We start from the raw sequence: 21,668 nt of genomic DNA on the forward strand, positions 1-21,668 counted from the left end.
AGTGCACCGCAACACGGAAATTCCGATCCTTGCGCCTTCCAGCCGAAACCCGCCTGCCACCATCCCCGCGTCCCCCCGACACTCTTCGCTACAATGTCCTCTCCCCTTTAACCGCGTCTCATCGCGCCATCGATCCTTGGACTTCGACACGCCGCCGCGCCTAAGAGTGGAAGCCGGTCTGCAGGGCAAGGTGGTCCGGCTATCGGGCCAGTGGACCGCGCTCGCGCTCGCTCGAGATCGCGCGAAGAGCGGCGTCACGCGGCGTCTGCGCGCCATCGGGCGCGAGGCGATCAGCCAGTGGGATTTGCTTTCCGTCGAGCGGCTCGATCACGTCGGCGGCCAGGCGCTCTGGCGCGTGTGGGGACGCAAGATGCCCGCGACCATCGCGCTGTCCGACACGCAGCGCGAAATCTTCGAGCGCGTCGCGCTGCTCGACGCCGAACGCGAGGAACCCGAAGCCGTCGATCGCGTCGATCCGGTCACGCGGCTCGGCCAGCTCATCTTCGGTTTCTTCGATCACCTGTACGGCGGCCTCGCGATGTTCGGCGCCTTCGTGCTCGATCTCATCGGGCTGGTGCGGCGCCCGCAGCGCATTCCGTGGACGGAAATCTCCGCGAACATCTACAGCGCCGGCGCGCAGGCGCTCGCGATCACCGCGCTCGTCGCGTTCCTGATCGGCATCGTGTTGAGCTACTTGTCCGCGCAGCAGTTGCAGGCGTTCGGGGCGAACCAGTACATCGTCAATATTCTCGGGCTTTCCGTGATCCGCGAGCTCGGGCCGGTGCTTTCCGCGATTCTCGTCGCGGGCCGCTCGGGTTCGGCGATCACCGCGCAGATCGGCGTGATGCGCGTCACCGAAGAACTCGACGCGATGCAGGTCATGGGCATTCCGCATAGCCTGCGCCTCGTGCTGCCGCGCGTGATCGCGCTCGGCATCGCAATGCCGCTGCTCGTCATGTGGACCAACATCATCGCGCTGACGGGCGGCGCGCTCGCGGCGAAGCTCGTGCTGTCCATCGACATGAACTTCTTCATTCGCTCGCTGCCGTCGGTCGTGCCGATCGCGAATCTGTGGATCGGGCTCGGCAAGGGCGTCGTGTTCGGCATGCTGATCGCGCTCGCCGCGTGTCACTTCGGCTTTCGCATCAAGGCGAATTCGCAGAGTCTCGGCGAAGGCACGACGACGTCCGTGGTGACGTCGATCACCATCGTGATTCTCGCGGACGCCGTCTTCGCGATCCTGTTCCAGAACGTCGGACTCTGACCGCCATGTCGACCACGCTCGCCACCGCCGTTCGTCATCAGCCGCCGCCCGTCATCGCGGAACCGGTGATCGAAGTGCGCGATCTCACCAAGCGCTACGGGCGCACGGTGATTCACGAGCATCTGAATCTGGATGTGCGGCGCGGCGAGATCGTCGCGTTGCTCGGCGGTTCGGGCTCGGGCAAGACCACGCTCGTGCGGCAGATTCTCGGCCTCGAGTCGCCGACATCGGGCACCATTCGCGTGCTCGGCGAGGAATGGGCGCAAATGGACGACGAAACCGCGAAGATGCTGCGCACGCGCTCCGGCATGATGTTTCAGCAAGGCGCGCTGTTTTCGTCGCTGACGGTATATGACAACATCGCGCAGCCGTTTCGCGAACTCGGCAAGATTCCCGAGGACCTGATCCGCGAATTCGTGATGCTGAAGCTCGAAATGGTCGGCCTGTCGTGCAAGCACGCGAGCAAGATGCCGTCCGCGTTGTCGGGCGGAATGGTGAAGCGCGTCGGCATCGCGCGGGCGATCGCGCTCGAGCCCGAACTGCTGTTCCTCGACGAACCCACGGCCGGTCTCGATCCGAAGGCATCGGACGAATTCGTCGATCTGATCGCGACGCTGCATCGCGCGCTCGGTCTGACGGTCGTGATGGTCACGCACGATCTCGACACCATGGTCGCGCTGTCCACGCGCGTCGCGGTGCTGGCGGATCATCGCGTGCTCGTCGCGGCGCCGGTGGAAGAGGCGTGCGCGGTGGATCATCCGTTCATCCGCGAGTACTTTCTGGGGCGACGCGGCCGCCGCGCGTTGCAGGCATTGCCGTCCGAGCGCCGCGCGAAGCTGCCGCCGGCCGCGCTCGAAGATGCGCCGATCGCCGTGAACAAGTAAGCGCGAAGCGAGCGCCAAAGGAACCTGCCGATGGAAAACAAATCACACGCGTTCTGGACCGGGCTTTTCACGATCGTGCTCGTGCTGGCCATCGCGTTCGCCGTGTTCTTCTTCAACGTCGATCGCACCGTGCGCGTGCCGTACGATCTGATCGCGCGCACCAACGTGACCGGCCTCTTCACGGACGCGGCCGTGCGCTATCGCGGCCTGGGCGTCGGCAAGGTGCAGTCGATCAGCTTCGACAAGTCGCATCCGGGGCAGATCCGCATCCGCATTGTCGTCGACAAGAACGCGCCGATGACGCATTCCACGTACGCGACGCTCGGCTTTCAGGGCGTGACGGGCATCGCGTTCGTGCAGCTCGACGACACCGGCACCGATACGGCCGCGCTGGCTTCGTCGCCGCAGCACGTCGCCGAAGTGCCGATGCGTCCCGGTCTCTTCGAGCAGTTGCAGCAGCGCGGCGACATCATCCTGAAGAAGTTCGAGCGCCTTTCCGACGACGCCGACAAGTTCCTCTCCGACGACGTGCGCAATCAGCTCATGGCGACGACGAAGAGCCTGCAAACCGCCGCCGACGGCATCGCGACGCTCGCGAGCCAGGTGCAGCCCGCGACGGCGCAGTTGCCGCAGACGCTCAGGCAGATCAACACGACGCTCGCCTCGACGCATCAGCTCGTGCAGAACCTGAATCGTCCGGACGGCCCGCTCGTGTCCAACTTGAACAAGGCGGGCAAGGCCGCCGAAGACGCGGGCGCGGCGCTCGCGGACATGAACGAATCGCTGCGTTTCATCACGGCGCGCGTCGGTTTCGAGGCGTTGCCGCGCTTCTATTCGTTCAGCGACGACGTGAGCGCGGCGGCGCGTTCCGTCGATCGCGCCGCCGACGCGTTCAGCACCAATCCGCGCAGCGTGCTCTTCGGCGCGCCGCAGAAGGAGCCGGGACCGGGCGAGCCGGGCTTCGCGTGGCCGGCGAAAGCGGCGCATTGATCGGGGAAAAGATATGACGGACATCGACATGAAAGGAGCGGTCGCGGCGTTCACGCTCGGCTGCGCCGCGTTGCTCGCAGGTTGCGGATCGACGTCGACCGCGATGCCGAACGCGCATTACGACCTCGGCGCGATACCGGCTGCCAACGCAAGCGCCAGCGCCGCGCCGATGCCGCCGGTCAAAGTGCTCGCGGTGGGCGCGCCGCGCAGTCTCGAAACCGATTCGTTCGCGTATCGGCTGAGCTATGTCGATGCACAGCGCACCGGCAACTATTCGAACAGCCACTGGACGATGCCGCCCGCGCAGTTGCTGACGCAACGCCTGCGCGACGCGCTCGCGGCGCGCGGCCCGGTTCTGTCGGGCGCCGATCCGGTGCGCGCCGTGCCGCTGCTCGAAGTCGAGCTGACGAGCTTCGAACAGGTCTTCGATGCGCCCGAGCAAAGCCGCGGCCTCGTGTCGGTGCGCGCGACGCTCACGCAGCAAGGCCGCGTCGTCGGCCAGCGCAGCTTCGCCGCGAGCGCGCCCGCGCCGAGCGCCGATGCCCCCGGCGGCGCGCGGGCGCTCGCGGCTGCATCGGACGATGTGATCGCGCAACTTTCCGCGTGGCTCGCCGCGCAGCCGCTCTCCGCGTCACGATGATCTTCCGCCCAGCATCGAAGCGTCCGGGCGGCTCATGACGATCAAGCAATGGCAGCGTCGCCCGTCGGCGTTCTCCCGGCAGGCGCTCGCCGCGTATGCGGCGCTCGTCGTCTACGGTTCGCTTTATCCGTTTTCCGGCTGGCGCTCGCTCGGATTGAGCCCGCTCGCGTATCTCACCGATCCGCTGCCGCAATATCTGACCGTTTTCGATGTCGTGACCAACGTGCTCGGCTACATGCCGCTCGGCGCGCTGATCGTGCTCGCGCTCTATCCGCGTCTGCGCGGCACATTCGCGGTCGGCGCGGCGCTCATCGGCGGCGCGCTGCTCTCCGGCGCGATGGAAGCGATCCAGACGTATCTGCCGACGCGCGTCGCCTCGAACCTCGATCTCGCCGCGAACGCGTTCGGCGCGCTCGTCGGCGGCATGCTGATCGCGCCCGCGACGAGCGCGCTTCTCGATCGCGGCCTGTTGCGGCGCATCCGCTTTACGTGGTTCGAGCGCGACGCGGCGTATGTGCTCGGGCTGACGGCGCTCTGGCCGTTCGCGGCGATGTTCCCCGCGCCGTATCTCTTCGGCGGCGGCGATCTTCCGCGCGTGCTGTGGGACGAGCTCGACCCGGCGATGCAGGACGCGATTCTCGCGTGGACGCCCGCCGCGTGGGACATCGAAAGCTGGCCGGACCGGCTCGGCGCGCTTCTGCCGGACGACGCCTGGGAAGCGCTGATCACATCGACGAGCCTGTTCGCCGCGCTCGTGCTCGCGACGCTGCTCACGCGGCAGCGCGCGCCACGCATCCGGCTGATGCTCGGCCTGATCGCGATGACGATCTTCGCGAAAGCGGGCGCAAGCTTTCTGCAGTCGCGCGCGGGCCTGACCTTCGACTGGGCGACGGACGGCGCGCTGGAAGGCATCGCCATCGCGACGATCGCGGGCGTGCTGTCGGTCGCGTTGCCGCGCGGCTTGCGCGCGGCGCTCGCGGGCGGGGCGCTCGTGATCTCGCTCGCGCTCATCAATCTGCTGCCGGTGAATCCGTATTTCGACATCGTGCTCGCCGACTGGCGGCAGGGTCGCTATCTGCATTTCAACGGGCTTGCGCACTGGCTCGCGTGGGTGTGGCCGTACGCGGCGCTCGGCTGGCTCGCTTCGGCGGCGGAGCGCGCGTGGCTCGCGCGGCGGCGCGCGCGCAAGGCGGGGCGCTCGGCCTGATACGGCGGGCACGAACATCGCTGGCTATAATCGACCGACACTCTCATCGCACCCGCTCATGGATTCCTTCTACAAGTACCACGTGTTCTTCTGCCTGAACCAGCGCGAAGCCGATGCGGCGCGTCCGAGCTGCGCGAACTGCAACGCGCAGGCCATGCAGGAATACGCTAAAAAGCGCGTGAAAAAACTGGGTCTCGCGGGCGAAGGCAACGTGCGGATCAACAAGGCCGGCTGCCTCGACCGCTGCGAACTCGGGCCGGTCGTGGTCGTGTATCCGGAAGGCACCTGGTACACGTATGTCGATGAAACCGACATCGACGAGATCGTCGATTCGCATCTCGCCAACGGCAAAATCGTCGAACGTCTTCTGATCGATCAACCCGCATGAACGCGCAAACCGAAAAGTTTCTCATCGACGGTCCGGTCGGCAAGATCGAATGCGCGCTCGACAAGACCGACAGCGCGCCGCGCGGCATCGCGCTCGTCGCGCATCCGCATCCGCTTTTCGGCGGCACGATGGACAACAAGGTCGCGCAGACGCTCGCGCGCACGTTCGTCCAGCTCGGCTACACGACGTATCGCTCGAACTTTCGCGGCGTCGGGCAGACGGGCGGCGAGCATGACAACGGCATCGGCGAACAGGACGATCTGCTCGCGCTGATCGATCACATGCGCGCGCAGCCGGGTCAGGCGGACGTGCCGATCGTGCTCGCGGGCTTTTCGTTCGGCACCTTCGTGCTGTCGCACGTCGCGAAGCGCATGCGTGATGCCGGCAAGGACATCGAGCGCATGGTGTTCGTCGGCACGGCGGCGAGCCGCTGGGAAGTCGCGGCCGTGCCCGACACGACGCTCGTGATCCACGGCGAAGTCGACGACACCGTGCCGATTCAATCCGTCTACGACTGGGCGCGGCCGCAGGAGCTGCCCGTCGTCGTGATTCCGGGCGGCGAGCATTTCTTCCATCGCAAGCTGCATATCCTGAAGCGCGTGATCGTCGACGCGTGGCGTTGAGCGCATCGCTCGTCATCGATCGGCAAAAGCGGCTAAGCGCAGCCTGAAAAACGTTAAAACGAGCGGCAACCGCGCAGATTCCAAGGAAAACGGAAGCGGCCCGCGCGTATAATGGCGCAGAATTTTTTCACGGATTCCGGCCGCGCGACGTTGCATTCGACGTATCGCGGCCGTCGAAACCCCGGCTTCTGAGAACCGTTTTTGCGTCCGTCTGTCGAACGAGCGCTTTTCGCCGCGGCGCCGCGCGTGCCGCTGTCCTGGCGAAATGCCCGACCGACAGCGACGGTCAGCCTGTTCAACCCGTGCTTCGCCGATCATCCGATCCTCGATCGTCATCGTCGCAGCGTGCTTTTTCCGCCGATCGATCCTATGCGCTTTGTCCCTTCCGGCCTGTCTTTTCCTTCCGTTTCCGTTTCCGCAAAAGCCGTTTTCGTTCTGCCCGCCGTGCTGGCGGCGGCGAGCGCTTTCGCCCAGGTTCCGCCGCCCGACGTGACGGCCCGTTCGTGGGTGCTCGTCGACGCCACCAGCAATCAGGTGCTCGCCTCGGGCAATCCCGATGAGCGCGTCGAGCCGGCATCGCTCACCAAGCTGATGACCGCGTATCTCGTCTTCGATGCGTTGAAGTCGAAGAAGATCAACATGGATCAGACCGTCATGCCGAGCGAGGCCGTGCGCCGCGTGCGCACCGACGAGTCGCGCATGTTCATCGAGGCGAACAAGCCCGTCACCGTGCACGATCTCGTGTACGGCATGATCGTGCAGTCGGGCAACGACGCGGCCATCGCGCTCGCGGAACTCGTCGGCGGCAGCGAAGGCAACTTCGTCACGCTGATGAACGCGGCGGCGAAGCGCATCGGCATGACGCACACGAATTTCGCCGATGTGAACGGCATGCCCGATCCGCAGCACTACACGACCGCGGGCGATCTCGCCGTGCTGTCGACGCGCCTGATCCGCGACTTCCCCGAGTACTACAGCATCTTCTCGGTGAAGGACTTCACGTACAACAAGATCAAGCAGCCGAACCGCAATCGCCTGCTGTGGCTCGATCCGACCGTCGACGGCCTCAAGACCGGCCACACGAAGGCCGCCGGCTACTGCCTGATCGCGACCGCGAAGCGTTCGCTCGTCGGCGTGCCCGACGCGAGCCGCCGCCTCGTCGCCGTGATGATGGGCGAGCCGAAAGAACACAACCGCGTGCAGGACAGCCTGAAGATGCTGAACTACGGCTACACCGCGTACGACGCGCTGCGTCTGTACAAGGCGAATCAGGTGATCGATTCGCCGCGCGTGTACAAGGGCGCGGCCGACAACGTGCAGGCGGGCGTCACGACGGATCAGTACATCACCGTGCCGAAGGGCTTGGGCGAGAAGGTCAAGCCGACGGTCACGCACGACAATCTGATCGTCGCGCCGATCAAGAAGGGCCAGCAGATCGGCAGCGTCAAGATGATGGCCGATGGCAAGGAAGTCGCGCAGTTCCCGCTCGTCGCGTTGCAGGATGTGCCGGAAGCGGGCATCTTCGGCCGCCTGTGGGATTCGGCGCTGCTCTGGTGGCAAAAGCGTAAGTAAGGAGCCTGTGATGAGCCAAGCCGAAGCATTCGATCCGACGGTCTATCTGAACGGCGAGTGGGGACCGCTTTCCGAAGCGCGCATTCCCGTGCTCGATCGCGGTTTCATCTTCGGCGACGGCGTGTACGAAGTCGTGCCGCTCTACGCGCAAGCCGACGGCGCGCGTCTGCCGTTCCGCCTGAAGCAGCATCTCGCGCGGCTCGATCGCAGTCTCGGCAAGATTCGCATCGGCAATCCGTTCGATGACGCCGGCTGGCGCGCGCTGATCGATCGCGTCGTCGCGGAGAACGCCGGCGCGGGCGATGCGCTCGTCTACATCCAGGTGACGCGCGGCGTCGCCAAACGGCGCGGGCACGCGTTCCCGTCGGGCATCGTGCCGACCGTGTTCGTCATGCTCGGCCAGCTCGTGTTCCCGAGCGCGGCGGATCGCGCGCGCGGCGCGGTCGCCGTCACCGCCGAAGACAAACGCTGGCTGCATTGCGACATCAAATCGGTGTCGTTGCTCGGCAACGTGCTGATGGCGCAGCACGCCGCCGAAAACGACGCGCTCGAAACCATTCAGTTGCGCGACGGCTTGCTTACCGAGGGTTCGTCCTCAAATGTGTGGATCGTGAAGGGCGGCACGCTGCTGGGCGCGCCGCGCGGACCGCGCATTCTCGAAGGCATCCGCTACGGGCTCATCGAGGAACTGGCGCGCGAGGCGGGTATCGCGTTCGAGGAGCGCGACATCACCGAAGCAGAATTGCGTTCGGCGGACGAAATCATGATCAGCTCGGCGACGAAGGAAGTCATGCCGGTCACGACGCTCGACGGCAAGAGCGTCGGCGACGGCCGCCCCGGTCCGGTCTATGCTGCACTGTACGACGCCTACCAGCGGGCCAAAGCGCGCGAATTCGCCGACGAGGCGAAGCGCGGCAAGTGAAGGAGAAAGACATGACCGACAAGCCACAAGCTACCGATCCGACCGACAGCGCCAAGCACAGCGCCGACGAGCTTTTCGATTTTCCCTGCGATTTCCCGATCAAGGTGATGGGCAAGACGCATCCGGAATTCCACGACACGATCGTCGATGTGCTCAAGGCTTTCGACAAGGATTTCGACGCGTCGCGTGTGGAGTCGCGCCCGTCTTCGGGCGGCAACTACACCGGTCTCACCTGCACCGTGCGCGCGCAGAATCGCGCGCATCTCGACGATATCTATCGCGCGCTCACCGGCCATCCGATGGTCAAGGTAGTGCTTTGATCTTGCCCGCGGGCGCATCGCACACCGCCGGCGTGCGCTCGTAGAGCAGCCTGAACTGCTCCGCTTCCTCGAAAACCCACTCCCTGAACGCGTGGACGCGCTTCGTCTGAAGCAGCGCGGTCGGGCACACGAAGTAATACTTCCACGGACTCGGCCCTTCGACATTGAAAAGCCGCACGAGCCGTCCCGCGATGATTTCCTGCATCGCGAGCGAACGGCGCACGAGCGCGATGCCCTGACCGTCGATCGCCGCCTGCAGCAAATTCGACGAATCCTCATACAAGACGCCGCGCTTCGGTTCGGGCAGATCGGTGAGTCCCGCGGCGTCGAACCACGGACGCCAGAGCTCGTCGTCCGAGCGCAGAAGCGGCAGCTTTTCCAGATCGCGCGGCACGCGGGGCAGCGCGCCGCCGCGAAAGTTCGGTGAGCACGCCGGGAAAAAAACCTCGTCGAGCAATTCCTCGGTGTGCAGACCCGCGTACTTGCCGTAGCCGAAACGCAGCGCCACGTCCGCGTCGTCGCGGTTGAAATCGATGAGCGAGGCTGTCGTCAGCAGTTCGAGATCGATATCCGGATGCTGCTCGATGAATCTGCCGACGCGCGGCGTCAGCCAGCGGGCGGAAAACGACGGAATCGTCGATACGATCAGCCGCCGGTCGCGATCGCCGGAGCGGATGCGGCGCGTCGATTCCGCCAGCGCGACGAGCGCCGAGCGCACTTCCGCCGCGTACTGCCGGCCGCGATCGGTGAGACGCACGCGTTTGCCGTCGCGCGCGAACAGCGACACGCCGAGCTCCGACTCCAGCGCGCGAATCTGATGACTGACCGCGCCGTGCGTGACGAAAAGCTCGTCGGCGGCGCGGGAAAAGCTCTCGTGACGGGCGGCGGCTTCGAAGGCGCGCAGCGCGTTCAGGGCGGGAAGCTGGCGGAGGTCCATATGGATTGTCGGCGGTGTCGTTGTCAATACAGCTCACATAGCAGTGAAAATTGATCGTTTTGCCTGATGCCTTGTCACGCCTAGGATTGTAGTCATCGAAACGTTCGCTTGGCGGAGTGGATCATGCGAGAAATATCAACAAGCGTCACCTTCGAAATCAAGCCCGGCGAAACCGTGCCGATGAGAATTGCGCGCGGCACGCGTCTCATGGTCCACGGCAGTCCCGTCTGGGCGACGCGAAGCAACGACATCGAGGATTACTGGCTCGTGCCCGGCGACAATCTCAAGCTGCGCGAGCGCGAGCGGCTCTGGCTTTCCGTCGAGGGCGACCGTCCGGCCTATGTCGTCTTCACGATCCTGCCGCGCTGCGACGAACGCGCGATGCACTGGGTTTCGACGCGCATCGAGCGTCTCGCGCAGCGGTTGCGCTCCGGATGGAGAACCGTCTGACCCCAAGTATTCGCATTTGCCATCGAAGGCATGCGAATTCACCATCGGCGGGCATGGGGCTATTTCGGTAAACTACCGGCACCATGTCCGCCACACCGCTCGCCATCCCACAAGCAATCCACGACGCGCCCGCCACCGTGCTCAGTTCCGGTGACTTTCCGGTCGCGTTGCGCTGGCGCGGTCTCGAACTGTACAGCCAGAGCTTCGACGCGATGCGCGCCTTCACCGACGCCCGCACGCCCGAAACACAGGACGAAATCTGGCTCGTCGAGCATCCGCCCGTCTTCACGCTCGGTCTCGCGGGCGATCCGGCGCATCTGCTGCTCGCCGAAAGCGGCATTCCGCTCGTAAAGGTGGATCGGGGCGGACAGATCACGTATCACGGGCCGGGGCAGATCGTCGCTTATCTGCTGATCGACCTGCGCCGCCGCAAGCTCATGGTGCGCGAGCTGGTGCGGCGCATCGAAGAGGCCGTGATCGAAACCCTCGCGACGTATAATCTCGCGACCGACCGCAAGGCCGGCGCGCCGGGCATTTACGTGGCGCGGCATCCTCAAGGCGCGAACGATCGTACGCAGGCGCATGAAGGCGCGAAGATCGCCGCGCTCGGACTCAAGATTCGCAACGGCTGCAGTTATCACGGTGTGAGCCTCAATGTGCGAATGGACTTGCAGCCGTTCCTCGCAATCAACCCGTGCGGCTACGCGGGGCTCGAAACGGTCGACATGGCGACGCTCGGCGTCGCGGCCGACTGGCGCGACGTAGCTCTCGTGCTGGCCGAACGGCTGGCACTTCAAATCGGCGGCCTCCCCGCAATTGCCGCTGCAACAACCGGATCGACCGAATGACTGACGCAACCGCAAACCTGGCTGGCGACACCGCCGCTTCTGCTTCGTCGCCCACCGCTTACGACGCCACTGCAAAGCAGAAGGCACAGGCGAAGACATCGCGCATTCCGATCAAGGTCATTCCGATCGAGAAGCTGAAGAAGCCGGAGTGGATTCGCGTACGCACCGCGACGGGCAACTCGCGCTTCAACGAGATCAAGAAGATCCTGCGCGAGCACAGTCTTCATACGGTTTGCGAGGAAGCGAGCTGCCCGAACATCGGCGAATGCTTCGGCAAGGGCACCGCGACGTTCATGATCATGGGCGACAAGTGCACGCGCCGCTGCCCGTTCTGCGATGTCGGACACGGCCGCCCCGATCCGCTGGACGCCGACGAGCCGCTGAATCTCGCGCGCACCATCGGCGCGCTGAAGCTGAAATACGTGGTGATCACGTCCGTCGATCGCGACGATCTGCGCGATGGCGGCGCCGCGCACTTCGTCGAGTGCATCAGGCAGGTTCGCGAGCATTCGCCGGAAACGCGCATCGAAATTCTGACGCCGGACTTCCGCGGGCGTCTGGATCGCGCGATCGGCATTCTGACCGCCGCGCCGCCCGATGTGATGAACCACAACCTCGAAACGGTGCCGCGTCTCTACAAGGAAGCGCGTCCGGGTTCGGATTATCACCATTCGCTGAAGTTGCTGAAGGACTTCAAGGCGCTGCATCCGGAAGTCGCGACGAAATCGGGCCTGATGGTGGGTCTCGGCGAAACGGAAGAGGAAATTCTTCAGGTGATGCGCGACCTGCGCGCCCACGACGTCGACATGCTGACGATCGGGCAGTATCTGCAGCCTTCGGAGCATCATCTGCCGGTGCGGGCGTACGTGCATCCGGATACCTTCAAGATGTACGAGGAAGAGGCGTACAAGATGGGCTTCACGCACGCGGCGGTCGGCGCGATGGTGCGCTCGAGCTATCACGCGGATGTGCAGGCGCATGGGGCGGGCGTGGTTTGACGCCGGTTTCGCCCTTCCGCTGAGAGAAAACCCACCGGAGACGGTGGGTTTTTTGTTTCTCGTAATCGAGGCGCTAACCGTCCAGAACCCCGGACGCCCGCATTCCGGATTTCCGGAATCCCGGATTCGAAGCCGCCAGCCGCTCAGAAAACTCCCATAGAATCATCGGCTTAAGCGAAACTTAAACCTGGCATTGCCCTTGCGATACAAACGGCACGGCCCATGAGCCGCCCATAAAAGTCAAGGAGACAAGCCGATGACCCCTCTCGCATCCAAACGTCCCTGATCCGTCGACGAAGCGGCTATCGCCCATCGACGCGTTCAGACGTGCCCACACACGCCCGCCCCGCGTCAACGCTCGCCGCTGGCCGTACTTCCGCCAAATGCTTGTTATCGCCTGGAAACATCGTGAAAAAACCCATCCATAAAGTCCTGTACGTGCAGGTGATCGTCGCGATCATCATCGGCATCGCGCTCGGGCACTTCTATCCCTCGCTCGCCACCGACATGAAGCCGCTCGGCGACGGGTTCATCAAACTCATCAAGATGGTCATCGGCCCGATCATCTTCTGTACCGTCGTGACCGGCATCGCCGGCATGGAAGACATGAAGAAGGTCGGCCGCGTCGGCGGCAAGGCGCTGCTGTACTTCGAAGTCGTGTCGACGTTCGCGCTGATCCTCGGTCTCGCCGCGACGCACCTCCTGCGGCCGGGCGTCGGCTTCAACGTCGATCCTTCGACGCTCGACCACAAGGCCGTCGATTCCTTCGCGACGAAGGCGCACGGCCAGAGCACGGTCGATTTCTTCCTGCACATCATCCCGGACACGCTGGTGTCGGCGTTCGCGCAGGGCGAAATCCTCCAGATCCTGCTGATCGCGCTCCTGTTCGGCGCGGTGCTCGCGCATATCGGCGAGCGCGGCAAGGTCGTGACGACGTTCATCGAAGGTCTGTCGAGCATCCTGTTCGGCATGGTCGGCATCATCACGAAGCTCGCGCCGATCGGTGCGTTCGGCGCGATGGCGTTTACCATCGGCAAGTACGGCATCGGTTCGCTGCTGCCGATGCTCAAGCTCATCGGCACGTTCTATCTGACGTCGATCGTCTTCGTCGTCGTGGTGCTCGGTGCGATCGCGCGCATGGTGGGCTTCAACATCCTGAAGTTCATCGCGTACATCAAGGAAGAAATGCTGATCGTGCTCGGCACGTCGTCGTCGGAAGCCGCGCTGCCGCAACTGATGCTCAAGCTCGAAAAGCTCGGCTGCTCGCGTTCGGTCGTGGGTCTCGTCGTGCCGACAGGCTACTCGTTCAACCTCGACGGCACCAACATCTACATGACGATGGCCGTGCTGTTCATCGCGCAGGCGACCAACACCGATCTCTCGTGGGGCCAGCAACTGACGCTGCTCGCCGTGACGATGCTCACGTCGAAGGGCGCTTCCGGCGTGACCGGCGCAGGCTTCATCACACTGGCCGCGACGCTCGCCGTCGTGCCGACGATTCCGCTCGCGGGCATGGTGCTGATTCTCGGCATCGACCGCTTCATGTCGGAATGCCGCGCGCTGACGAACATCGTCGGTAACGGCGTGGCGACGGTCGTCGTGTCGGCATGGGAGAAGGAGCTGGATCGCAGCAAGCTGAAGGCGGCGTTGTCGCGCGACGTCGACGTGACCGACGCCGAAGAAGCGAAGTCGGTCTGAATCCGCACTGAAGCCGGAAGCGATCATGCAAGCGGCGAAGCCTCAGTCCGCGAGTGCTTCGCCGCAGTCGTTTCCGGCGCCTGATTCGCCACAAGCCTATGACACAATGGCAGATCCTCTTTCGCGGGAATCTGCTCACGTGTCGCGCCGCATCGTCGTGTTCTTCGCGCTTTTCGCCGCGCTCGTGGCGTGCTGCGCGCTCACGTGGCATCTCGCGTGGCAAAGCGGCATCGACGAGTTGAGGCTCAACGCCGCCGCGCGCGTCGATCGCACGACGAACACGCTCAAGAGCACGCTAGACCGCTACGAATATCTGCCTTATCTGCTGTCGCGGCATCCGGTCGTGCAGGACGCGCTCGATCATCCGGATCGTGCGAACGTCGAGCGCGCGAACCGTTATCTCGAGGACCTCAACGCGCGCTCGCACGCCACCGTCACGTATCTGATCCGCGCAAACGGCATCGCGGTTGCCGCGAGCAACTGGAACGCGACGGACAGTTTCGTCGGCGTGGACTACAACTTCCGGCCGTATTTCATCGACGCGATGAAGGGCAGCACCGGCCGTTTCTTCGGCATCGGGACGATCTCGACCGAGCCCGGCTACTACATCTCGCAACCGGTCTATCGCGAGGGCACGAAAGAGATCATCGGCGTCGCGGTCGTGAAGCTGAATCTCGAATGGCTGCAAGGCGCGGACGCATCCGAGCCGCTCATCGTCACCGACGATCACGGCGTCATCTTTCTCTCGTCCGTGCCCGCGTGGAAATATCACACGGTGCGGCCGCTGCCGCAGAACGTCGAGGCGTCCGTCTATGCGACGCGCCAATACGCGCAACAGGCGATCACGCCGCTGCCGATGACTATCGTAAAGACGCTCGAGGGCGGCGCGCAGATCGTGCGCGTCGGCGGCGGCGGGCGAGACGGACACCATGCGCCGGCGTTTCTCGCGACGCATCGCTCCATCGGCGAACCCGACTGGCAACTGATCACGATGGCCGCGCTCGATCCCGTCGAGAGCGGCGCGCAGATCGCGGTCATCGTCACCGCGCTCGTATTCGTCTCGCTGTGCCTGCTCGCGTTCTACTGGCGCATGCGGCGCGCGCGCGTGCGCGAGATGATCCGCAGCCGGGAGATGTTGCAGACCGCGTATGCCGAATTGAATCAACGCGTCGCGGAGCGCACGGCGGATTTATCGGAAGCGAACGCGCAACTCACGAAGGAAGTGAACGAGCGCACGCGCGCCGAACAGGATCTGCGCGCCGCGCACGACGAGCTCATTCAGGCGAGCAAGCTCGCCGCGCTCGGCCAGATGGCGGCGGGCATCACGCATGAACTGAATCAGCCGCTCGCCGCGTTGCGCAGTTTTTCCGACAACACTCGCGTGCTGATCGATCGCGGCGATCAGGCGGCGGCGCGCGAGAATCTCGAAGCGATCGCGTCGCTGACCGAGCGCATGGGCAACATCACGAATCAGCTGAAGTTGTTCGTCACGAAGGCGCGGCCGAAGAATGCGCGCGCCGACGTCGCGCGGGCGCTGCGCCAAGTGTTCTCGATGCTGCGTCCGCGCATGAAGAACGTCGTCATCGATATCGCGCCGGAACTCGCCGAAGGCAGCGCGCCGATCTTCGTGCGTTGCGAGGACTTGCGGCTGGAGCAGGTGCTCATCAACCTGATCGGCAACGCGCTCGATGCAGTCGCGTCGTGCGACAGGCCGCGCATCGTCATCGAACTGAATGGCCACGCGGATACGATCGAGCTCATCGTGCGCGACAATGGTCCCGGCATTCCCGTCGATGCGCTGCCGAAACTCTTCGAGCCGTTCTTCACGACGAAGGAAATGGGGCAGGGACTGGGCCTCGGGCTTGCGATTTCATCGGCGATCGCGCGCGATTACGGCGGCACGCTCGTCGCGCGCAATCGCGAGGCGCCGATCGTCGCGGACGGTCCCGAAGGCGGCACCCAGGCGGACGCCGATCATTCGCACGGCGCGGAGTTCGTGCTGACTTTGCGGCGCGCTTGAAAACACAGTTGGAGCAACACATGACCACCGGTTTGCAGGTGATCTTCATCGAGGACGACGAACTCGTGCGCCGCGCGAGCGTGCAGAGCCTGCAACTCGCGGGCTTCGACGTGATCGGGCACGGCAGCGTCGAATCCGCCGCGCGCGCGATCGACGCGAGTTTCCCCGGCGTGATCGTGAGCGATATCCGCTTGCCCGGCGCGAGCGGCCTCGATCTGCTCGCGCAATGCCGCGAGCGTGCGCCCGAAGTGCCGGTCATTCTCGTCACCGGCCACGGCGACATCTCCATGGCCGTGCAGGCGATGCGCGACGGCGCCTACGACTTCATCGAAAAGCCGTTCGCGTCCGAGCGCCTGATCGAAGCGGTGCGCCGCGCGCTGGAGCGCCGCACGCTCGTGCTCGAGAACCAGGCGCTGCGGCGCGAGCTGGCGGGCGCGGGGCAGAGCCGCATCATCGGGCGCAGTCTCGCGATCGAGCAGGTGCGCCGGCTGATCGCGAACATCGCGCCGACGGATGCCTCCGTGCTCATCAACGGCGATACGGGCGCGGGCAAGGAACTCATCGCGCGCAGCCTGCACGACATGTCGCCGCGTCGCGACAAGCCGTTCATCGCGGTGAATTGCGGCGCGCTGCCGGAGCAGATGTTCGAATCGGAGATGTTCGGCTACGAGGCCGGCGCGTTTACGGGCGCGCAGAAGCGGCGTATCGGCAAGCTGGAGCATGCGTCGGGCGGCACGCTCTTTCTCGATGAAATCGAGAGCATGCCGCTGTCATTGCAAGTGAAACTGCTGCGCGTATTGCAGGACGGCGTGCTGGAGCGGCTCGGCTCGAATCAGCCGGTGCGCGCGAATCTGCGCGTCGTCGCGGCGGCGAAGGGCGACATGAACGAACTCGTCGCCGATGGCACGTTCCGACGCGACTTGCTGTATCGGCTGAACGTGGTGACGATCACGCTGCCGCCGCTCAACGAGCGGCGCGAAGATATCGTGCCGCTCTTCGAGCATTTTCTGCTCGATGCGGCCGTGCGCTACGAGCGGCCCGCGCCGCTCATCACGGATCGTCAGCGTGCCGAACTGATGCAGCGCGACTGGCCGGGCAACGTGCGCGAGTTGCGCAACGCGGCGGATCGCATGGTGCTCGGCATTCTCGACGACAGCCGTGCGGCGGCGGCGCTCGACACATCGACGCAATCGCTCAAGGAACGCACCGAGCAGTTCGAGCGCGCGGTGATCGGGCAGGCGCTGGAGCAGTGCGGCGGCGCGGTCGCGGTGGCGGCGGATCGGCTGCAGCTCGGCAAGGCGACGCTGTACGAGAAGATCAAGCGATACGGAATCGTCGTGAAAGGCGATTCGTCCGAGCGATAAAAAAGCCCGCTGGTTGTCGCCAGCGGGCTGCGTGTTTCGCGTAAAGGCGTTCAGGCCGAACCGAGCGCCTTGTCGAGCAGTTGATCCAGTTCCGCGAACGTCGGCTCGCCGACATAGCGCTTCAAAATCTTCCCGTTCTTGTCGATGACAAAGGTCGTCGGCGTCAGTTGCACGTTGCCGAACTGCTTGGCGGCGCTGCCGTCGTCCATCGCGACCTTGAACGGCAACTTGCGCGTCTGCGCGTAGTTGTTGACGTACATCGGCGCGTCGTAGTTCATCGCGACCGCGACGAACTCCAGGCCGCGGCCCTTGAATTTGTTGTACGTGTCGATCATCTGCGGCATTTCCTTCATGCATGTCTCGCAGCTCGTCGCCCAAAAATTTACGAGATAGACCTTGCCCTTCAGATCGCCCGACGTCGAAATCTTCTGTCCCGAAAGCAGCGTGAAGGTCGCGTCCGGCACTTTCTGCTGGCCGCCGAAGGCGAAATACCCGGTGCAGGCGATCACGCCCGCGACGAGCGCCATCACGATGTAACGCAGCGGACTCTTCGCGCGCGTGGATGTTTCTTGCGTGGCTTGGGACATGGGAACCTCGGATGGCGCTCCGGCGAACGGAACGGAGACTGCTGCGTATTTTAGCGCCAATTTCGGGATGCGTTCGTGACGCGCCGATAAGCCCGGCATCGCAGCGCGATAATGATGGTTTTCACGCAGCGATTCCTCATGAAACGAGTTTTCCCCGTGTTTCCTGTCCGTTTGCGGCGCGCGGCCGCGCGCTTTCTTCCGAATATTGCTTCCGCCAACAAGCTGATGTGCGCAACTGTCACATGCGGCGCATTGCTCGCGTGCACGCCCTCATACGACTGGCGCACCGTGACGAACAACGACGACGGCTACGAAGTGACGCTGCCCGCGAAGCCGCGTTCCGAGGAGCGCAAGATCGACATCGCAGGCCGGTCGATGACGATGCGCATGCAGACCGCAGAAGCCGGCGACGCCGTGTTCGCCGTCGGCACGGTCGTGCTGCCGAGCGCCGATCCGCAATTGCAGCGCGCGACACTCGATTTCCTCCAGCAAGGTCTCGCCCGCAACGTGAATGCGAAGCCCGAGGCGCGTGCGACGCAGATCGACCTCGCGGCGGGCGGACGCGTGTTGGGCAGCGAGATCGAGGTGAAGGGCGAAGGCGGGGAGAAGCGCGAGTCGCGGACGATTCACGCGCGCTTCGTGGCACGCGGCGCGCACGTCTATCAACTGGCGATCGTGTCAGACAAGACGACGCCGACCGAGCAGGCCGAGCAGTTCTTTTCGTCCTTCAAACTGTTTTAGAGGAAGGCCTCGAATTCTGCAGGCACTAACTTAAGAAGTGTCTTAGTGTGTCGGAAATAGCCGAAGTTCCTTCCGAAGTTTACGCGCTAATTCTCGGATTCGTATGGACTTTTTGCGCTATCCACAATGTCTGTGGATAACTTTGTGGAAAACAGTGTGTGGTAGCGCTCAAAAGCCCGACTCATGCGGTTTACGTTAGTTTGCCTTCGTTCGCGGCAAGTTAAATAATTCAATAAAATCAATGGTCTGTGGAATGTGACGAAAACCGGGGTTTGATCAGACGAAGGGCCGCCCCGGATCGCTTCAGTGTGCATAAGTCAAGTCTTGACAAGTAATTTTCCGCTTAGCATCGCGCGGACCACCCCGCGTCCGCGCTGGCTTCAGGCGATCGACAGCGCCCGGCGGTACTGAACGGCTTCCGCGACATGGGACGCGTCGGGCATATCGGCGCCGGCGAGATCCGCGATCGTCCGCACGACCTTCAGCACGCGGTAGTACGCGCGCGCGGACCAGCCGAAGCGCTCGCCCGCAGCGCGCAGCAAGGCTTCACCGGCGGAATCGGGGCGGCAGACGGCGTCGGCTTCGCGGCCGTCGAGATCGCGGTTGATCTTGCCCTGACGCTGCGTCTGTATGTCGCGGGCCGCCGCGACCCGCGCCGCGACGACGGCGCTCGACTCGCCGCGCTCGGTGCCGCGCGCCGACAGTTCCGCGGGCGAGAGCGCCGGCAACTCGATCTGAATGTCGATGCGATCCATCAGCGGACCCGACAGCTTGCGCAGATAACGCGCGGCGACATCGGGCGAGCAGCGGCAGCGCGCGCTCGGGTCGCCGCGCCAGCCGCACGGACATGGATTCATCGCGGCGACGAGCTGGCAGGCCGCCGGAAATTCCGCCTGCTGTGCGGCGCGCGAAATCGTGATCTGGCCGACTTCGAGCGGCTCACGCAGGGTTTCCAGCACTTTTCGGTCGAATTCGGGCAGCTCGTCGAGAAACAGGACGCCGAGATGAGCGTGATCTCGCCCGGCTGCGGCGGATTGCGCCCGCCGACGAGCGCCGCCGCGCTCGCCGAATGATGCGGCGCGCGGAACGGCCGTCGCCGCCACTGCTCGGGCGTAAAGCCGAGCGAACTCGCCGAAAGGATCGCGGCGGAGGTGAGCGCTTCGTCGTCGTTCATCGGCGGGAGCAGGCCGGCCAGGCGCGCGGCGAGCATCGACTTGCCCGCGCCGGGCGGACCGACCATCAGCATGGTATTCCGATAGGACCCCGGCTATACTACGTACATGAAAGCTTATTCTTACCTTCGCTTCTCGACCCCGGAGCAGGCTCAGGGTGACTCCTTCAGGCGTCAGACTGCATTGGCAGAAGCCTACGCGGTGGAACACGGTCTGGAGCTTGACACCGGCCTCCGCTTCGCTGACCAAGGGGTTTCGGCCTTCCGTGGGAAGAATGCCGCCACGGGGGCGTTACGGCTCTTTCTCAGGGCTGTGGAGGATGGCGATATCGACTCCGATTGTTTCCTTTTGGTGGAGTCGTTGGACCGTATCTCTCGCAGTGTCGTCACCGAGGCTCAAGGGCTATTCCTGAGCATCATCAGCATGGGCGTAACTCTGGTGACGTTGGCGGACCGAAAGGAATACAGCAAAGCGGCCATCGACCGTAACCCAATGGACCTCATCATGTCGCTGCTGGTCATGATCCGCGCTCACGAAGAGTCGCTGACTAAATCCACACGGCTGAAACAGGCATGGATTGGTAAAAGGGCCAAGGTACAGGAAGGGGGCCATATTCTCACCTCCAAAGCTCCCGGGTGGTTGAGGCTAGGTAACGGTGAATTCGAAGTCGTAGAGGACCGCGCCTCCGTGGTGCGTCAGGTCTTCCAATGGACCCTTAATGGGCAAGGGAAGGAGGCAATTGCCCGCACGCTCAATGAGCAAGGAGTGTCTCCCTTTGGAAGGGCCTCCCATTGGCACGCCTCGTACATTCATAAGGTTCTGACCAACCCGGCCGTAATCGGCACCTTGACGACCGGCACGCTAGAGCATGTAGACGGGAAAGCGCAACGACAACCTCTCGACACTATTCCGAACTATTACCCTCCCATAATCGATCAGGAAACGTTCTCACGGGTGCAGGCGCTGAAGGCCACTTCCACCAAGACCAAGGGCAGGGCGGTAGTCCAAAACGTGCTGGCGGGGCTTGCCGTCTGCCCGGAATGTGGCTCTCGCATGACTCGGGTAACCAAAGGGGCGACAACGAAGGCAGGGAAGCCATATCTAGTCTGCTCTAAGGCCAAGGGCGGCGCAGGCTGTATGTATCGGGCTGTCAGGCTGGATGCGGTGGAACATGCAATCGGGATCGGCTACTCCGATATCGAAGAGGCTGTTGTCAGCTATGGGTCCGAGGGACTCGCAAAGGAAGTTGATAGTCTTCAAGGCGCTCAATGGCATTTAGAGGACCAGCTTGAAGAATTGGTCAACACAATCACCGAAATAGGGCGCTCACCCGCACTAACAAAGCGCCTCAGGGAGGTTGAGGCTGAACACGCCAACATATCCAAAATCCTCAAGGAGAAAAGCGCTCTACTAGGCACCAAGAGCATTCAGGCTCGGCTAACAGGGCTTCGTGGGGCGTTGGATGGCGGCGCGGTTTCCCGCGTCAACGTAGCCCTTCGAGAACTGTTCTCCGCTGTCGTCGTTCGCTATGCGACCGGTGACCTCATTTTGTCGGCGCATATTGGGGCTACGGTGGTCCTTCCATACGAGTGGCACTGGGGCGGTGAAACTTGAACTCGTGCTTCTCCGCTGGTCCTCAGTGATCGTGCGTCAGATGCAGATAGGACAGGAACACGAAGGGCACGAATGACAGCCACAAAAGCAGTTCGTGAGACGCATACGTAACGAGCCACGGTAGCGAGAGGATCACCGCATGGATCATCACCCGGTCCGTCCCGCTCGTGCTGCCGTACCATTTCCTCAGCGTCGTTTTCTCAGTTGATGGCATACCTTGGTTCCTTGGATACCTGGCGGGTTGCAGAGCCTCATTGGCGGGCTGGAGCGCCTCAGGACGATCCACGGGAGCGGCGGACTACGATGACCGCTCCTGAGGTCTGTATGAGAGTAAGGCTTCAGACCAGAAAAACCCCCTATTTAGGGGAACGGTAAGGTACCTATAGGTAGATATCACAATAGTTCATTCATAGGCAGTGTTACCAAGGG

At 63.8% G+C, this 21,668-nt stretch carries 22 protein-coding genes and 1 pseudogene; 18 read left to right on the top strand and 5 right to left on the bottom strand.

What is annotated here, in order from left to right:
• Positions 1-136 precede the first annotated feature (136 nt).
• From NCT05_RS01940 to NCT05_RS01970, 7 genes are read left to right on the top strand one after another with little or no spacing between them, the layout of a single operon-like run.
• On the top strand, positions 137-1,264 hold the full coding sequence (locus NCT05_RS01940; protein WP_008351824.1) for an MlaE family ABC transporter permease: 1,128 nt from the start codon (positions 137-139) through the stop codon (positions 1,262-1,264).
• A gap of 5 nt (positions 1,265-1,269) precedes the next feature.
• A complete protein-coding gene (locus NCT05_RS01945) occupies positions 1,270-2,148 on the top strand; it encodes an ABC transporter ATP-binding protein (protein WP_008351823.1) in 879 nt (292 codons plus the stop codon).
• Positions 2,149-2,178: 30 nt separating this feature from the next.
• Positions 2,179-3,138: an MlaD family protein gene (locus tag NCT05_RS01950; protein WP_175979746.1), complete on the top strand. Its 960-nt coding sequence runs from the start codon at positions 2,179-2,181 to the stop codon at positions 3,136-3,138.
• A 13-nt stretch (positions 3,139-3,151) separates the two neighbouring features.
• The gene (locus tag NCT05_RS01955; RefSeq protein ID WP_250501676.1) at positions 3,152-3,778 is read left to right on the top strand and encodes an ABC-type transport auxiliary lipoprotein family protein; all 627 of its coding nucleotides are present in this window, start codon (positions 3,152-3,154) and stop codon (positions 3,776-3,778) included.
• A gap of 34 nt (positions 3,779-3,812) precedes the next feature.
• Positions 3,813-4,985, top strand: a complete 1,173-nt coding sequence (locus tag NCT05_RS01960) for a VanZ family protein (RefSeq protein ID WP_008351818.1) — start codon at positions 3,813-3,815, stop codon at positions 4,983-4,985.
• 58 nt (positions 4,986-5,043) lie between these two features.
• Complete coding sequence (locus NCT05_RS01965; RefSeq protein WP_008351817.1) at positions 5,044-5,373, top strand: (2Fe-2S) ferredoxin domain-containing protein; 330 nt, start codon at positions 5,044-5,046, stop codon at positions 5,371-5,373.
• Positions 5,370-5,996, top strand: coding sequence for an alpha/beta hydrolase (locus NCT05_RS01970; protein WP_250456625.1), 627 nt, complete (start codon positions 5,370-5,372; stop codon positions 5,994-5,996). Before NCT05_RS01965 ends, NCT05_RS01970 begins: the two co-directional genes overlap by 4 nt.
• 12 nt (positions 5,997-6,008) lie before the next feature.
• On the opposite strand, the gene NCT05_RS01975 is transcribed toward NCT05_RS01970, so the two are convergent.
• Positions 6,009-6,332 carry a hypothetical protein gene (locus tag NCT05_RS01975; protein WP_144403732.1) on the bottom strand — a complete coding sequence of 108 codons (324 nt, stop codon included), beginning with the start codon at positions 6,330-6,332 and terminating at the stop codon, positions 6,009-6,011.
• 33 nt (positions 6,333-6,365) lie between these two features.
• On the opposite strand from NCT05_RS01975, the gene NCT05_RS01980 reads away from it, so the two are divergent.
• Genes NCT05_RS01980 through NCT05_RS01990 form a run of 3 tightly spaced genes read left to right on the top strand, consistent with a single transcriptional unit; the run spans position 6,366 to position 8,810 of the window.
• On the top strand, positions 6,366-7,568 hold the full coding sequence (locus NCT05_RS01980; protein WP_033536586.1) for a D-alanyl-D-alanine carboxypeptidase family protein: 1,203 nt from the start codon (positions 6,366-6,368) through the stop codon (positions 7,566-7,568).
• 10 nt (positions 7,569-7,578) lie between these two features.
• Positions 7,579-8,490, top strand: a complete 912-nt coding sequence (locus tag NCT05_RS01985; protein ID WP_250501677.1) for a D-amino acid aminotransferase — start codon at positions 7,579-7,581, stop codon at positions 8,488-8,490.
• A gap of 11 nt (positions 8,491-8,501) precedes the next feature.
• Positions 8,502-8,810: a DUF493 family protein gene (locus NCT05_RS01990; protein ID WP_034470775.1), complete on the top strand. Its 309-nt coding sequence runs from the start codon at positions 8,502-8,504 to the stop codon at positions 8,808-8,810.
• Here NCT05_RS01990 and NCT05_RS01995 read toward each other — a convergent pair.
• Positions 8,794-9,747 carry a transcriptional regulator GcvA gene (locus tag NCT05_RS01995; RefSeq protein WP_008351810.1) on the bottom strand — a complete coding sequence of 318 codons (954 nt, stop codon included), beginning with the start codon at positions 9,745-9,747 and terminating at the stop codon, positions 8,794-8,796. The genes NCT05_RS01990 and NCT05_RS01995 overlap by 17 nt on opposite strands.
• Before the next feature lie 123 nt (positions 9,748-9,870).
• Here NCT05_RS01995 and NCT05_RS02000 point away from each other — a divergent pair, with 123 nt between their 5' ends.
• From NCT05_RS02000 to NCT05_RS02025, 6 genes are all read left to right on the top strand, one after another.
• Positions 9,871-10,197, top strand: a complete 327-nt coding sequence (locus tag NCT05_RS02000) for a DUF2917 domain-containing protein (RefSeq protein ID WP_033536549.1) — start codon at positions 9,871-9,873, stop codon at positions 10,195-10,197.
• 83 nt (positions 10,198-10,280) lie between these two features.
• The gene (lipB, locus tag NCT05_RS02005; protein WP_250501678.1) at positions 10,281-11,045 is read left to right on the top strand and encodes a lipoyl(octanoyl) transferase LipB; all 765 of its coding nucleotides are present in this window, start codon (positions 10,281-10,283) and stop codon (positions 11,043-11,045) included.
• Entirely contained in the window at positions 11,042-12,043 is a 1,002-nt protein-coding gene (gene lipA / locus NCT05_RS02010; protein WP_008351805.1) for a lipoyl synthase, read from the top strand. The genes lipB and lipA overlap by 4 nt, the downstream gene beginning before the upstream one ends.
• A gap of 408 nt (positions 12,044-12,451) precedes the next feature.
• Positions 12,452-13,741 carry a dicarboxylate/amino acid:cation symporter gene (locus tag NCT05_RS02015; RefSeq protein ID WP_008351804.1) on the top strand — a complete coding sequence of 430 codons (1,290 nt, stop codon included), beginning with the start codon at positions 12,452-12,454 and terminating at the stop codon, positions 13,739-13,741.
• Positions 13,742-13,766: 25 nt separating this feature from the next.
• On the top strand, positions 13,767-15,761 hold the full coding sequence (locus NCT05_RS02020) for a sensor histidine kinase (protein ID WP_175979752.1): 1,995 nt from the start codon (positions 13,767-13,769) through the stop codon (positions 15,759-15,761).
• A 20-nt stretch (positions 15,762-15,781) separates the two neighbouring features.
• Positions 15,782-17,125 carry a sigma-54-dependent transcriptional regulator gene (locus NCT05_RS02025; protein WP_175979753.1) on the top strand — a complete coding sequence of 448 codons (1,344 nt, stop codon included), beginning with the start codon at positions 15,782-15,784 and terminating at the stop codon, positions 17,123-17,125.
• A 50-nt stretch (positions 17,126-17,175) separates the two neighbouring features.
• On the opposite strand, the gene NCT05_RS02030 is transcribed toward NCT05_RS02025, so the two are convergent.
• Positions 17,176-17,712, bottom strand: coding sequence for a peroxiredoxin family protein (locus NCT05_RS02030; RefSeq protein WP_008351800.1), 537 nt, complete (start codon positions 17,710-17,712; stop codon positions 17,176-17,178).
• Between the two features lie 138 nt (positions 17,713-17,850).
• On the opposite strand from NCT05_RS02030, the gene NCT05_RS02035 reads away from it, so the two are divergent.
• A complete protein-coding gene (locus NCT05_RS02035; RefSeq protein ID WP_034470777.1) occupies positions 17,851-18,453 on the top strand; it encodes a hypothetical protein in 603 nt (200 codons plus the stop codon).
• 380 nt (positions 18,454-18,833) lie between these two features.
• Here the strand turns inward: NCT05_RS02035 and NCT05_RS02040 are convergent.
• A pseudogene (locus tag NCT05_RS02040) lies at positions 18,834-19,699 on the bottom strand (ATP-binding protein); the annotation flags it as partial.
• 34 nt (positions 19,700-19,733) lie between these two features.
• Between NCT05_RS02040 and NCT05_RS02045 the strand changes: the two are divergent.
• A complete protein-coding gene (locus NCT05_RS02045; protein WP_250501679.1) occupies positions 19,734-21,239 on the top strand; it encodes a recombinase family protein in 1,506 nt (501 codons plus the stop codon).
• Positions 21,240-21,261: 22 nt separating this feature from the next.
• Here the strand turns inward: NCT05_RS02045 and NCT05_RS02050 are convergent, their stop codons facing one another.
• Positions 21,262-21,453: a hypothetical protein gene (locus NCT05_RS02050; RefSeq protein ID WP_250501680.1), complete on the bottom strand. Its 192-nt coding sequence runs from the start codon at positions 21,451-21,453 to the stop codon at positions 21,262-21,264.
• Positions 21,454-21,668 lie beyond the last annotated feature (215 nt).

The organism is Caballeronia sp. AZ7_KS35 (assembly GCF_023631045.1).
In the GTDB taxonomy this organism is placed as follows: domain Bacteria; phylum Pseudomonadota; class Gammaproteobacteria; order Burkholderiales; family Burkholderiaceae; genus Caballeronia; species Caballeronia zhejiangensis.

What these genes read in the sequence shown, in the direction of transcription:
- NCT05_RS01945 (WP_008351823.1), top strand. Translation starts at nt 1,270, where the DNA reads ATGTCGACCACGCTCGCCACCGCCGTTCGTCATCAGCCGCCGCCCGTC.
- NCT05_RS01950 (WP_175979746.1), top strand. Translation starts at nt 2,179, where the DNA reads ATGGAAAACAAATCACACGCGTTCTGGACCGGGCTTTTCACGATCGTG.
- NCT05_RS01955 (WP_250501676.1), top strand. Translation starts at nt 3,152, where the DNA reads ATGACGGACATCGACATGAAAGGAGCGGTCGCGGCGTTCACGCTCGGC.
- NCT05_RS01960 (WP_008351818.1), top strand. Translation starts at nt 3,813, where the DNA reads ATGACGATCAAGCAATGGCAGCGTCGCCCGTCGGCGTTCTCCCGGCAG.
- NCT05_RS01965 (WP_008351817.1), top strand. Translation starts at nt 5,044, where the DNA reads ATGGATTCCTTCTACAAGTACCACGTGTTCTTCTGCCTGAACCAGCGC.
- NCT05_RS01970 (WP_250456625.1), top strand. Translation starts at nt 5,370, where the DNA reads ATGAACGCGCAAACCGAAAAGTTTCTCATCGACGGTCCGGTCGGCAAG.
- NCT05_RS01975 (WP_144403732.1), bottom strand. Translation starts at nt 6,332, where the DNA reads ATGACGATCGAGGATCGGATGATCGGCGAAGCACGGGTTGAACAGGCT.
- NCT05_RS01980 (WP_033536586.1), top strand. Translation starts at nt 6,366, where the DNA reads ATGCGCTTTGTCCCTTCCGGCCTGTCTTTTCCTTCCGTTTCCGTTTCC.
- NCT05_RS01985 (WP_250501677.1), top strand. Translation starts at nt 7,579, where the DNA reads ATGAGCCAAGCCGAAGCATTCGATCCGACGGTCTATCTGAACGGCGAG.
- NCT05_RS01990 (WP_034470775.1), top strand. Translation starts at nt 8,502, where the DNA reads ATGACCGACAAGCCACAAGCTACCGATCCGACCGACAGCGCCAAGCAC.
- NCT05_RS01995 (WP_008351810.1), bottom strand. Translation starts at nt 9,747, where the DNA reads ATGGACCTCCGCCAGCTTCCCGCCCTGAACGCGCTGCGCGCCTTCGAA.
- NCT05_RS02000 (WP_033536549.1), top strand. Translation starts at nt 9,871, where the DNA reads ATGCGAGAAATATCAACAAGCGTCACCTTCGAAATCAAGCCCGGCGAA.
- lipB (WP_250501678.1), top strand. Translation starts at nt 10,281, where the DNA reads ATGTCCGCCACACCGCTCGCCATCCCACAAGCAATCCACGACGCGCCC.
- lipA (WP_008351805.1), top strand. Translation starts at nt 11,042, where the DNA reads ATGACTGACGCAACCGCAAACCTGGCTGGCGACACCGCCGCTTCTGCT.
- NCT05_RS02020 (WP_175979752.1), top strand. Translation starts at nt 13,767, where the DNA reads ATGCAAGCGGCGAAGCCTCAGTCCGCGAGTGCTTCGCCGCAGTCGTTT.
- NCT05_RS02025 (WP_175979753.1), top strand. Translation starts at nt 15,782, where the DNA reads ATGACCACCGGTTTGCAGGTGATCTTCATCGAGGACGACGAACTCGTG.
- NCT05_RS02030 (WP_008351800.1), bottom strand. Translation starts at nt 17,712, where the DNA reads ATGTCCCAAGCCACGCAAGAAACATCCACGCGCGCGAAGAGTCCGCTG.
- NCT05_RS02035 (WP_034470777.1), top strand. Translation starts at nt 17,851, where the DNA reads ATGAAACGAGTTTTCCCCGTGTTTCCTGTCCGTTTGCGGCGCGCGGCC.
- NCT05_RS02045 (WP_250501679.1), top strand. Translation starts at nt 19,734, where the DNA reads ATGAAAGCTTATTCTTACCTTCGCTTCTCGACCCCGGAGCAGGCTCAG.
- NCT05_RS02050 (WP_250501680.1), bottom strand. Translation starts at nt 21,453, where the DNA reads ATGCCATCAACTGAGAAAACGACGCTGAGGAAATGGTACGGCAGCACG.